Raw genomic sequence first — 13,142 nt, forward strand, 5'->3', positions numbered from 1 at the left:
CAACTTGGTAACGTTGCTGTAACCAAAAGCTGAAAAACATTCACCGAAGTTGGGAGAGTAATGTCCGCGACGAAATCGAAGCGTGGTCTGCTTGCGCTGCTCATGGCGCTGCTGACCGCCCTGGGCGCAGTGGTGAGCGCCCCGCAAGCCTCGGCAGCAAACCGTGACTGGCTGCGCCCCGACTCCACGGGTACGTGCGAGTGGGACCGCGTCGGCTTCTGGGTACAGCGCTGCACCGTCTGGTCGCCCGCGATGGGCCGCCACATTACTGTGCAGATCCAGCCGGCGCAGCGCGGCGGCAACGCGGGCCTGTACATGCTCGACGGCCTGCGCGCCACGGAGATCACCAACGCCTGGGTCAACGACGTCAACGCGGCGCAGATGTTCAAAGACAACAACATCACGCTCGTCATGCCGGTCGGTGGCCAGTCCTCCTTCTATACGGACTGGAACGCGCCCGCGACGTACGACTTCAACCACCCGGTGACCTACAAGTGGGACACCTTCCTGTCCCAGGAGCTGCCGAGCTACCTCCGGGACAACTTCGGCGTTTCGCCCACGAACAACTCCATCCTCGGCCTATCCATGGGCGGCACCGCCGCGATCAACCTCGCCGCGCTGCACCCGAACCAGTTCCGCCAGGTCCTCTCGTACTCCGGCTACCTCACCACCACCATCCCTGGTGGCCAGACGGCGCTACGCGTCGCGCTTCTCGACGGCGGCCTGTACAACCTCAACGCCATGTGGGGCTCCATCTTCAATCCCCGCCGCTACGAGAACGACCCGTTCCTGAACATGGGGAACCTGCGCGGCAAGGACGTCTACGTGTCCTCCGGTAGCGCGGTCCCAGGTCCGGCCGATGACAAGTATCTGCCGGAGCACCGCGCGTCGGGCATCGCGCTGGAGTCCATCGCCAACTTCACCACCCACCTGTGGAGCGCGAAGGCGACCGTGACGGGCGTACAGCACACCGCCGTGTTCACGCCGACTGGCTTGCACAACTGGGATCAGTTCGGCTCCCAGCTCGTGGCCACTCAGCCGCGCATTCTCAACGTGATGAACGCCTGGTAAACCCCGGCTGCCGCTGGCCCCGTTCCCCGCATTCGCGGGAGCGGGGCCAGTTTGCGTTCTGGCACCGTGCGGGCACTGTGCGGGCGCTGTCCGCGCCCCGCCCGCGGCGCAGTCACACGGAAAACATTTGCCCCAAAAGTTCCCGGCGTGTCACCGTGTAAAGTCTCAAGTCAAACTTAACCTTTGGGTTACACAAGCGCTCGTGCACTGGCTACGCCGGGGGAGGGGAACCCCCGGACCAGCCTGCAGGGGCGCGACGCCCCCATGACCAGACGAATTGATGAGGCAGGACACCTTCATGCGCGAACACCGTTCCCCCAACACGAGGCTGCGTGCCCGTATCGCTCGGGTAGCAGCAGTGCCCACTGCGGCGCTCATGGTCGCATCGGCGCTTCCCGGCGTCGCCCCGCAGGCGCAGGCACAGCTGAGCAGTGGTAGCAGCACGTTCGGCGATTCCCGCGGTCTCTCGGACGCGATCCGTCCAAAGGATCCGCCGGCGCGGACCCCGATCGAGGTCGACGAGCACCCGCAGATCCCGGGCCTGCCGGACGGCGTGAGCGTGGACCGCATCGAGTGGCTGACCAACCGCCGCGTCGCCGTGTTTATCAAGTCCGCGGCGATGCCTGACCAACTCATGCAGGTGCAGATCCTCCTGGCGCGCGACTGGCACCAGAACCCGGACGCGAAGTTCCCGGAGGTCTGGGCGCTCGACGGCCTGCGCGCGCGTGATGACGAGAACGGCTGGACCATTGAGACCAACATCGAGCAGTTCTACGCCGACAAGAACGTCAACGTGATCCTGCCGGTGGGCGGTGAGTCCTCCTTCTACTCCGACTGGCAGCGCCCGAACAACGGCAAGAACTACAAGTGGGAGACCTTCTTTATCAAGGAGCTCATCCCGGTCCTGCACAACCGCTTCCGCTCCAACGACAAGCGCGCGCTGACCGGCATCTCCATGGGCGGCACCTCGGCAATCAACCTGGCGGAGCGCAACCCGCACCTGTTCGACTTCGTCGGCTCCTTCTCCGGCTACCTGGACACCACGACCACCGGCATGCCGTCGGCGATCAAGGCGGCGCAGCTGGACGCGGGCGGCTACGACGCGGAGGCCATGTGGGGCCCGCTCGGCTCGCAGGACTGGGTCGACCACGACCCCAAGCTGGGCATTGAGAACCTGGAGGGTAAGACGGTCTACGTCTCCTCCGGCTCGGGCCGCGACGACTTTGGCAGCCCGGACTCCGTGGCCAAGGGCGCGGCCAACCCGGCGGGCGTGGGCCTCGAGGTGCTCTCGCGTCTGTCCACCCAGACCTTCGTGGACTACGCCAGCCGCACCAACGTTAAGCCGATTGTGAAGTTCCGCCCGTCCGGCGTGCACTCCTGGGAGTACTGGCAGTTCGAGATGACGCAGGCGTGGCCCTACATCGCCAACTCGCTCGGCGTGGCCGAGGCGGACCGCAGCGCGGACTGCACCCCGGTTGGCGCGATCGCCGAGGTCACCGCGGACGGCTCGATCGGCTCCTGCGTGAACAACGAGTACGACGCGGGCAAGGACAAGCAGGGCAAGGCCCAGGACTTCCGCGGCGGCACCGCCTTCTGGGCGCCCAACACCGGCGCGCACGCCCTGTACGGCGCCATCCTGGCCAAGTACAGCGGCCTGGGCGGCGCGCAAGGCTGGCTCGGCTTCCCCACCACGGGCGAGCAGGCGACCCCGGACGGCGTCGGCCGCTTCGTGCACTTTGAAAACGGCTCCATCTACTGGACCCCGGAGACAGGCGCCTACGCCATCCCGGGCGACATGTTCCAGGCATGGGGCGAGAACGGCTATGAGACAGGCGACCTGAAGTACCCGGTCAAGGAGGCCAACAAGGTTGGCGAGGGCTACGTCCAGCAGTTCCAGGGCGGCTTCCTCACCCGCAACCCGGACGGCACCCACCACATCGTCCACGGCGCGATCGGCGCGAAGTACGGCGAGATGGGCACCGCCACCTCGGACCTGGGCTTCCCCACAGGCAACGAGATTGCCATCAAGGGCGGGTTCTTCCAGCCGTTTGAGAAGGGCAACATCTACTGGTCCGCTGAGTCCGGCGCGCACGTCATCTACTACGGCGACATCTTCGACGAGTGGGGCAAGCGCGGCTACGAACAGGGCGAGCTGGGCTGGCCCACCTCGGACATGCAGGACATCAGCGCCGGCGGTCTCACCATCAGCTTCCAGCACGGCACCCTGGAGCAGGTCAATGGCACGGTGGTGAAGCGATGAGGCGTCTCGGAGCCCTGTGCTTAGCGACGCTCACTCTCTCCCTCGCCGCCTGCTCCGGTTCCACCACCGTTGACGGCGAGGACGCGAAGGCGTCGGCAAGCGCTGAGCAGTCCTCCTCCGCCCCGGCGGAGTCCTCGACCGCCGCCCCCGGCACCACCCGCTCTGAGGCGACGAGCTCCAAGGCCCCGGCGGCCCAGTCCGGCTCGCGGCCGGAGGACCAGCCGGCGCAGGAGGTGACCTCGGTGCCGCAGCAGGCCTCGGGCTTTACCGCGCAGGAGGAGACCTACCTGGAGCAGCTCCGCGAGAACGGACTGAACGTGGAGGGAGTTGAGGACCAACTCACAGCCACGGGGCGTACGGTGTGCTCGGACGATACCGTCACGCGCGATGCGGTCGCCGGCCAGCTCGTGGCGCAGCGGCGCACCGACATGGACCCCGCTGCCCTGGGCACGCTGATTGCGGACACCGCGCGCGCGAACCTCTGCTAAGAAAGGCACTTCATGCGCAAAGGGCGCAACGTTTTTGTGGTTGCAGCCGTCCTGGTGGTCCTCGCAGTCATCGGGCTGGGGGTCTACCAGTGGCAGGCGTCGGACCAATCCGGTGATTCGGCGCTGTCCCCGGTGCCCGGCCAGGGCGAGACTGAGGGCGGGTCGCAGGACCCGGAGCAACCGGCCGAGCCGGACTGGTGCCCGGCCGTCGAGTTCGTCTCCGTGCCCGGCACCTGGGAGTCTTCGGCGGATGATGACCCGTTCAATCCGCAGGCCAACCCGCAGAGCTTCATGCTCTCCATCACGCAACCGCTCCAGCAGGAGTACGACATCAACCACGTCCGCGTGTTTACCGTGCCGTACACCGCGCAGTTCCGGAACATCCAGACTGAGCATGGCCGGCGCGAGATGACGTATGACGACTCCCGCGCCGAGGGCAAGGCGAAGCTCAACGGCGAGCTGAAGCACGTGGCGACGACATGCCCGAGCACCAAGTTCATCATCGCCGGGTTCAGCCAGGGCGCGGTGATCGTGGGCGACATTGCCAACGAGATTGGTACCGGGATGAACGCTGTGCCGCCGGAGCGCCTGCTTGGCGCGGTGATGATTGCGGACGGGCGCCGCGAGAACGGCGTGGGTGTGAACCCGGGCGCGCCGGTGACCGGCGTGGGCGCGGAGATCGCGCTGCAGCCGCTGCAGTTGGTGGCCGACGGCGTGACGCCGGGCGCGACCATGACGGGCGCGCGCCCCGGCGGGTTTGGCGAGGTTGCGGACCGCGCCTTCGAGATCTGCGCACCCGCGGACACCGTGTGCGATGCGCCCGCGCGCGTAGGCAATGCGCTGGAGCGTGCGCAGGAGTTAGTAATGGCAAGCGGAAACCACGCGATGTATGCGACAAACCCGGATGTGATTCCGGGAACGACCACACCACAGTGGACGCTGGATTGGGCGCGCACTACTATAGATGCTTTGTAGGTACTAACTAATTTTTGGAGGGCCCAGACATGGATCTCGACGCAATCATCGCACGCTTCCTCGACCAGGATGGAAACATCACGATCCCGCCGGGATTTACCATCCCCGCCATGACGGAGATGCTCTACGCCGCGGCCGAGCACGCCGGGCAGGCAGACGCCGTGAGCATCAGGTTCTGGGACTACTCCGATAGCGCCGAGGGCAACTCCGTTGTGTACACGCGCCGTGAAGTCAACACCCGCATCAAAGCGATCGCCGTGCGCCTGGCCCAGGTGGGCAAGCCCGGCGACCGCGTAGCCATCCTGGCGGCCAACTCGCCCGAGTACATCCTCGGCTTCATGGGCGCGATGTACGCGGGCCAGGTGCCCGTCCCGCTCTATGACCCGAACGAGCCCGGCCACGAGGGCCACCTGCGCGCCGTGCTGTATGACTCCGGTGCGAAGACGGTCCTGACCAATAAAAAGGGCGCCGCCGCGGTGCGCGCCTACTTTGCCGACCTGCCGTCGGCGCAGCGCCCGCGCATCATCGCCGTCGACGCGCTGCCGGACACCCTGGCCCAGGGCTGGGGCGAGCTGCGCGCAGCGGCAGAGGCGGCGGGTGCCGCCGGCGCGGACACCGCGAACCAGACCGCGTTCCTGCAGTACACCTCCGGCTCCACCCGCACCCCGGCGGGCGTGAAGCTGACCAACGAGTCCATTGTGTCCAACGTCATCCAGATCTACAGCGGCGTGGGCGTGCAGCAGCCGATGCGCCTGGTGTCCTGGTTGCCGCTGCACCACGACATGGGCATCGTGGTCACCACGCTGCTGATCATCCTGGGCAACGAGATGGAGATCTTCACGCCGCAGGATTTCGTGCAGCAGCCGAAGCGTTGGATGGATCGCCTCTCCCGCCGCGAGTCGGACCCGGAGGACATGCACATCTACACCGTCGCGCCGAACTTCGCGCTGGACATGGCCGCCCGCTACGCTGCGCCCAACGGGCCCGAGGCAGCCGAGGACTACGACTTCTCCCAGCTCGAGTGCATCATCATCGGCTCCGAGCCGGTGACCAAGCCGGGCGTCGACGCGTTCTTCACCGCGTTTGGCAAGTCGGGCCTGCGCCGCGAGGTTCTGCGCCCCTCCTACGGCCTGGCCGAGGCGACCCTCCTGGTGTCCACCCCGCAGGCCGGCAAGACGACCGAGCTGCCGCGCTTTACCTCCTTCGACCGCGAGCAGCTCGCGGCCGGCACCGCCGCCGAGGTGGCGGAAGGACAGGGCGTCCAGTTCGCGTCCAACGGCCAGCCGGTGAGCTGGATGCGCTTTGCCATCGTGGACCCGGCAACCAAGGACGAGGTCCCGGAAAATTCGGTGGGCGAGATCTGGGTCAACGGACCGAACGTGGCCGGCGGCTACCTGGAGCGCAAGGAGGAGACCGCAGACACCTTTACCAACACCATCGGCACCACCATCCAGGAGGGGCTGCCAAAGGATGGTTGGCTCAACACCGGCGACCTCGGCGTGCTCGTGGACGGTGAGCTCTACATCACCGGCCGCGTGAAGGACCTGGTCGTCGTGGCGGGGCGCAACCACTACCCGCAGGACATCGAGGCCACCGTGATGGAGGCGTCCGAGCACGTGCGCAGGGATTCCGTCGCCGCCTTCTCCGTCCCGGGCGATGACGTGGAGCGCCTGGTCATCCTGGTCGAGCGCGGCGACACCGCCGACGCGTCCGGCGACGCCGCCGCGGAGGAAGCGATCCGCGCCGCCGTATCTTCGCACCACGGCGTGTCCCCGGACGTGGTGGAGTTCCGCGCGCCGAACGAGATCGCGCGGTCATCGTCGGGCAAGATCGCGCGCCGGGTGAACGCAAAGCAATTCCAGGAGCGCGCTAACGCGAACCCGCAGTAGGACGATAACCTTAGGTGTTATGAACTCACGCGCAATGACTGAGACTGAACTGATCCGCTGGCTGCAGAAATGGGTGGCCCAGACCGCCGAGGCCGCCGACGTTACTGGTGCCGATTCGGTCGATCCGGCCAAGTCGCTCGAGGCCTACGGGTTGTCGTCTCGTGATGCCGTGGTGCTCTCCGGCGAGCTCGAGCGCACGCTCGGCCGCCGCGTCGACCCCACTATCGCCTACCAGCACCCGACCATCCTCTCCCTGGCCAAGGCGCTGACCGCGCCCGAGCAGCCCGAGCCGGAGGGGGGCGTGAGTGAGGGGATGAGTGGGCGTCGTGAAGCACTTGCCCCCGCGCAGCGCGACATCGCGATCGTGGGCTCGGCCGGCCGCTTCCCGGGCGCGAAGGATCAGGCGGCGTTTTGGCAATTGCTTCTCGACGGCACCGTGGCCACCGGCCCGCTGCCCGAAGGCAGGTGGAGCGAGTACACGGGCGACCCCTACCTGCGCACCAAGATGGCGGAGGAGTCCACGGACGGCGGCTACCTCGACGACATTGCATCCTTTGACAACGAGTTCTTCGGCCTGTCCCCGCTCGAGGCCACCAACATGGACCCGCAGCAGCGCATCATGCTCGAGGTCGCGTGGGAGGCGCTGGAGGACGCGCACATCCCGGCCGACTCGCTGCGCGGCGCGCAGGTCGGCGTGTTCGTGGGCTCTTCGGCAAATGATTACGGCATGCTCATGGGCGCCGACCCGGCGCAGGCGCACCCGTACGCGCTGACCGGTTCGGCGAGCTCGATTATCCCGAACCGCATCTCCTACGCCTTCGACTTCCGCGGCCCATCCATGAACGTGGACACCGCCTGCTCGTCCTCGCTGGTCTCCGTGCACCACGCGGTGCGCGCGCTTCGCGACGGCGAGGCGGACGTGGCCCTTGCCGGCGGCGTAAACATTCTGGCCAACCCGTTCGCGTCCCTGATGTTCTCCGAGCTGGGCGTGATCAGCCCCACCGGGCGCATCCACGCCTTCTCCGACGACGCGGACGGCATCGTCCGCTCCGAGGCCGCCGGTTTCGTCGTGCTCAAGCGGGTGGAGGACGCGATGGCGGACGGCGACGAGATCCTCGGCGTGATCAAGGGCTCCGCCACCAACTCCGACGGACACTCCAACGGCCTGACCGCCCCGAACCCGGACGCGCAGGTAGACGTGCTGCGCCGCGCCTACGCGGACGCGGGCGTGGACCCGCACGAGGTGGACCTCGTCGAGGCCCACGGCACCGGCACCATCCTGGGCGATCCGATCGAGGCGACCGCGCTGGGCGAGGTACTCGGTCGCGGCCGCGAGGCCACCGAGCCGCTGCTGCTGGGCTCAGCGAAGTCGAGCGTGGGCCACTCCGAATCCGCCGCCGGCGTGGTGGCAATGATCAAGGTGATCGAGGCGCTCAAGCACGAGACTATCCCGGCGAGCGCGAACTTCACCGCGCCGAACCACTTCGTGGACTTTGACGCGGAGCGCATCGAGGTCGTGCAGGACCCGCGCGAGTGGCCCCGGTACTCCGGGCGCCGCGTCGCGGGCTTGTCTGGCTTCGGTTTCGGCGGCACCAACGCGCACGTGGTGGTCACCGACTTCGATCCCGCTGACTACGAGGCTGCCTCCGAGGCAGCGGACACCGCAGAGGCCGTGGACACCGAAAACACCGACGCCGCCGCCTTCGTCGCCGGCGCCGCCGAGCAGGTCGCGCTGCCGGTCTCCGGGCTGCTGCCTTCGCGACGCAAAGAGGCCGCGGCCCAGCTCGCGGACTTCCTTGAGGGCCGCGCCGACGCGGACCTCGCGCCCATCGCCCGCTCGCTGGCCAAGCGCAACCACGGCCGCTCCGCCGCCGTCGTGCAGGCCGCGACCACCGAGGAAGCCGTGAAGCGCCTGCGCCAGGTGGCCGACGGCAAGATCGGCCCCGGCATCGTCGCCGCCGACGCGCCGGGCGCGGTCGGCCCCGTCTTCGTCTACTCGGGCTTCGGCTCGCAGCACCGCAAGATGGCCAAGCAGCTGCTCGACGCCTCCCCGCTCTTTGCGCAGCGCATGCGCGAGCTCGACGAGTACGTGCAGTTCGAGGGCGGCTGGTCCATGCTGGACATCATCACGGACGACGGCCAGACCTACGACACCGAGACCGGCCAGGTCACCATCACCGCGATCCAGATCGCGCAGACCGACCTGCTCGCCGCCATGGGCATCACCCCGGCGGCAACCATGGGCATGTCCATGGGCGAGATCGCCGCCGCCTACGCCGCGGGCGGCATCTCGGACAAGGACGCCATCCTCATTGCCACCCAGCGCGCCCGCCTCATGGGCGAGGGTGAAGCCATGATCGCTGGCACCGACCAGGAGGGCGCGATGGCGGTGGTGGAGCTGTCCCGCGACCAGCTCGCCGAGTTCATCCAGGCCCACCCGGAGGCCGCGGGCGTGGAGCCCGCCGTCTACGCCGGTCCGGGCATGACCACCGTCGGCGGCCCGGGCAAGGCCGTGGACTACATCGTGGACGCCCTGACCAAGGAAGAGAAGTTCGCCCGCAAGCTGAAGGTGCGCGGCGCGGGCCACACGAGCGCGCTCGACCCGATCCTGGGCGACCTGGCCGGCAGCATCGCCGGCATCGAGCCGCACCCGCTGACCGTGCCGCTGTTCACCTCCGTGGACCGCGGCGAGGTCTACCCGGCGGGCGCGGTCGTGCACGACATGGACTACTTCCTGCGCATGACGCGCCAACCGGTCTACTTCCAGGACGCCACCGAGGCCGCCTTCGCCGCGGGCCACACCACCCTGGTGGAGGTCACCCCGAACCCGGTCGCGCTCATGGGCATGATGAACACCGCGTTCGCCGCGGGCAAGCCGGACGCGCAGCTGCTGTTTACCAACAAGCGCAAGGTGGACGAAGTCGGCGCGCTGCTGGATCTCGCCGCCAAACTCTACGTCGGCGGCATGCCCGTGAAGTTCGCTGGCTTCTACGGCGAGGGCTCGCTTATCGACGCCCCCCGCACCGCCTTCCACACAAACTCCTACTGGACAGCCGCCCGCCCCTCGGCGGCGGGCGGGTCCCTGCTGGGCGCCAAGGTCCGCCTGCCCGGCGGGAAGGTCGCCTTTGCTACCCAGGCCGACCAGGTCTTTAGCCCCTACCAGCTCATCGAGGCCGCGGCGGCCGAGGTCCTCCCCGGTGGCCGCGTCGTGGCGAGCGAGGAGCACAGCTACCTGCCCGCCGACGGCGAGGTCACCACGGTGGTCCAGCCGAGCCTGGGAGGCGCGAGCGTGAAGGTATTCAACGAGGACACGCTGCTCGCGGAGGGGTTTGCCACCACGCTGTCGCTCGGCGGCGATGAGCAGCTCGCGGGCGTGGCGGAGATCGCCCCGACGGGTGACGCCGCCACCGCACCGAGCGCGAGCGAGGGTGCCGCAGGCGCCGAGGGTGTCGAGGCCGTGCGCTGGGACCCCGCCTCCGGCGAGACCGTGGCGGACCGCCTGCGCGGCATCGTCTCCGAATCCATGGGCTACGACCCAGACGACCTGCCCGACGAGCTGCCGCTGATCGACCTCGGCCTGGACTCGCTGATGGGCATGCGCATCAAGAACCAGGTGGAAAACGACTTCCAGATCCCGCCGCTGCAGGTGCAGACGCTTCGCGACGCCTCCGTCTCCGACGTCATCCGCATCGTCGAAGAGGCCGTGGCCGGCCGCGAAAATTCCGCACAGGCGGAAACTCCGGCCGCGGAGCCGGTCGAGCCCAGCACACCTTCCGCACAGGCGGAATCCGCCGAACCGGCGCAGGGCGTCGGCGTCGCCCCGCGCGACGCCTCCGAGCGCATGGTGTTCGGTGCCTGGGCGAAGTACGCGGGGAAGGCCGCGTCTGGTGTGACGTCCCCGTTGGCGTCGATTAGCGATGCCCAAGCGCACGACATTGCCAACCACCTCACCGAGCGCTCCGGCATCGAGGTCACCGCGCAGCAGGTACTCGCAGCGGAGACGCTGGAGCCGCTGGCGAACCTCGTGCGCGAGGGGCTCGAGACCGAGGTTGAGGGCAACATCCGCGTCTTCCGCGAAGGATCGGACGAGGTCAGCCCCGTCTTTGTGTTCCACCCCGCCGGTGGCTCGTCGAGCGTGTACGCGCCGCTGGCGCGCCGCCTGAAGGACAACGTGCCGGTCTACGGCGTGGAGCGCCTCGAGGGCTCGCTGGAGGAGCGCGCCGCAGCCTATGTCAAGGACATCACCGAGCTGGCGAAGGGCCGCAAGGTCGTGCTCGCCGGCTGGTCCTTCGGCGGCGCGCTGGCCTACGAGGTGGCGCACCAGCTGGGCAATGACACAATCGACTTCATCGCGCTGCTGGACACCACGCAGCCGAGCGAGCCGATCCCCAACACGCCGGAGGAGACGAAGGCGCGCTGGGGCCGCTACGCCGCCTTTGCCAAGGAAACGTACGGGCTGGACTTCGAGGTGCCGTACGAGCTGCTCGAGACTGCCGGCGAAGACGCGCTGTTGGAGATGCTTTCGCAGTTCCTCGCTACGACCGACGCTTCCGAGCACGGCCTGGCCGCGGGTGTGCTTGAACACCAGCGTGCCTCCTTTGTGGACAACCAGATTTTGAACCACTTGGACTTCACTCGATGGGCGGACGTGACCGTGCCCGTGCTGCTGTTCCGCGCGGAGCGCATGCACGACGGTGCAATCCAGCTGGAGCCGAACTACGCGCACATTGACGAGGACGGCGGCTGGGGCGCTATCGTGGACGACCTGACCATCGTGCACCTTCCCGGCGACCACCTCGCCGTGGTGGACGAGCCCGCGGTGGGGATCGTGGGCAAGCACATGAACGATTGGATTGAGCATGACAACCGCCGATAAGCTTGCAGACTTGCGCGCCCGGCTGGAAACGGCGCAGGACCCCGGATCGGAGCGCTCCCGCAAGCGCCGCGACGACGCCGGCCGCACCACGCCGCGCCAGCGCATCGCCGCCCTGCTTGACGAGGACTCCTTCGTGGAAATCGGGGCGCTCGCCCGCACCCCGGGCGACGACAAGGCCGTTTACTCCGACGGCGTGGTCACGGGCTACGGGCGTATCGACGGCCGCCCGGTGGCCATCTACGCCCACGACAAGACCGTCTACGGCGGCTCCGTCGGCGTGACCTTTGGCCGCAAGGTGGTCGAGGTGATGGAGTTTGCCATCAAGATCGGCTGCCCCGTCATCGGCATCCAGGACTCGGGCGGCGCCCGCATCCAGGACGCGGTGACGTCGCTGGCCATGTACTCCGAGATTGCGAAGCGCCAACTGCCGCTGTCCGGCCGCAGCCCGCAGATCTCGATCATGCTGGGCAAGTCCGCTGGTGGTGCCGTCTACGCGCCCGTGACTACCGACTTTGTGGTCGCCGTGGACGGCGAGTCCGAGATGTACGTGACCGGCCCGAACGTGATCCGCGAGGTCACCGGCGAGGACATCACCTCCGCCGAGCTGGGCGGCGCGCGCGTGCAGGAGCAATCCGGCAACATCCAGGCGGTCGTGGCCTCCGAGGAGGAGGCCTTCGATTACGTGCGCGACCTCCTCGCGCACCTGCCGACCTCCGCGTTCGACCCGGCCCCGCAGGTCGACGCGCCCGCGGACGAGGAGCTCGACGACAGCGGGCTGGACTCTTTCATGCCCGACGACACGAATGCCGGCTACGACATGATGGACCTGCTGGTCCAGCTCGGGGACGACGAGGACCTGGTGGAGATCCAGGCCAACTACGCGGAGAACCTCATCTGCGCCTTCGGGCGTATCGACGGCCGCGCTGTCGGCTTCGTGGCCAACAATCCCATGTACCAGGCTGGCTGCATCGACGCCGATGCTGCCGACAAGGGCGCGCGCTTCATCCGCACCTGCGACGCCTACAACATCCCCATCGTCTACGTGGTGGACACCCCGGGCTACCTGCCGGGCGTGCAGCAGGAGCGCGAGGGCCTGATCCACCGTGGCGCGAAGTTCGCCTTCGCGGGCGTGGAGGCGACCGTGCCCAAGGTCGCGTTGATTGTGCGTAAGGCCTACGGCGGCGCCTACGCGGTAATGGGCTCGAAGAACCTGTGCGGCGACATCAACCTGGCGTGGCCCACCGCCCAGATCGCGGTGATGGGTTCCTCTGCTGCCGTGGTGATGATCCAGGGCAAGCAACTCGCCGCCATCGAGGACCCCGCGCAGCGCGAGGCGATGAAGAAGATGTTCATGGACTTCTACGACGAGAACATGACCTCGCCCTACGTCGCCGCGGAGCGTGGGTACATTGACCAGATGATCGAGCCGAGCGAGACGCGCATTGCTTTACGACGAGCCCTGCGCCAGCTCTCCACCAAGCGGGAGTCCGATCTGCCGAAGAAGCACACGATCAGCCCGCTGTAACGAAATGGTTACGGTGCCGATAGGCTAACCGTACGATCTCCTCACCAGAAAGGTATAG

7 protein-coding genes are annotated in these 13,142 nt (G+C 67.8%); all 7 read left to right on the forward strand.

Annotation, left to right across the window (positions count from 1 at the left end; genetic code table 11):
- Positions 1–60 precede the first annotated feature (60 nt).
- Positions 61–1,071: an alpha/beta hydrolase gene (locus OVO38_RS06290; RefSeq protein ID WP_095536009.1), complete on the forward strand. Its 1,011-nt coding sequence runs from the start codon at positions 61–63 to the stop codon at positions 1,069–1,071.
- A 298-nt stretch (positions 1,072–1,369) separates the two neighbouring features.
- Positions 1,370–3,331, forward strand: coding sequence for an alpha/beta hydrolase-fold protein (locus tag OVO38_RS06295; protein WP_095536089.1), 1,962 nt, complete (start codon positions 1,370–1,372; stop codon positions 3,329–3,331).
- The gene (locus OVO38_RS06300) at positions 3,328–3,819 is read left to right on the forward strand and encodes a DUF732 domain-containing protein (protein ID WP_095536010.1); all 492 of its coding nucleotides are present in this window, start codon (positions 3,328–3,330) and stop codon (positions 3,817–3,819) included. Before OVO38_RS06295 ends, OVO38_RS06300 begins: the two co-directional genes overlap by 4 nt.
- Positions 3,820–3,831: 12 nt before the next feature.
- Positions 3,832–4,794 (forward strand): cutinase family protein, encoded by a 963-nt coding sequence (locus OVO38_RS06305; RefSeq protein ID WP_095536011.1) that lies wholly within the window; start codon positions 3,832–3,834, stop codon positions 4,792–4,794.
- A 29-nt stretch (positions 4,795–4,823) separates the two neighbouring features.
- On the forward strand, positions 4,824–6,683 hold the full coding sequence (locus OVO38_RS06310) for a FadD32-like long-chain-fatty-acid--AMP ligase (protein WP_267208005.1): 1,860 nt from the start codon (positions 4,824–4,826) through the stop codon (positions 6,681–6,683).
- A 34-nt stretch (positions 6,684–6,717) separates the two neighbouring features.
- The gene (gene pks13 / locus OVO38_RS06315; protein ID WP_267208006.1) at positions 6,718–11,559 is read left to right on the forward strand and encodes a polyketide synthase Pks13; all 4,842 of its coding nucleotides are present in this window, start codon (positions 6,718–6,720) and stop codon (positions 11,557–11,559) included.
- Positions 11,543–13,084: an acyl-CoA carboxylase subunit beta gene (locus tag OVO38_RS06320; protein ID WP_267208007.1), complete on the forward strand. Its 1,542-nt coding sequence runs from the start codon at positions 11,543–11,545 to the stop codon at positions 13,082–13,084. Before pks13 ends, OVO38_RS06320 begins: the two co-directional genes overlap by 17 nt.
- Positions 13,085–13,142: the final 58 nt, after the last annotated feature.

This window comes from Corynebacterium sp. Marseille-P8863, assembly GCF_946902955.1.
GTDB classification, from domain to species: domain Bacteria; phylum Actinomycetota; class Actinomycetes; order Mycobacteriales; family Mycobacteriaceae; genus Corynebacterium; species Corynebacterium gottingense.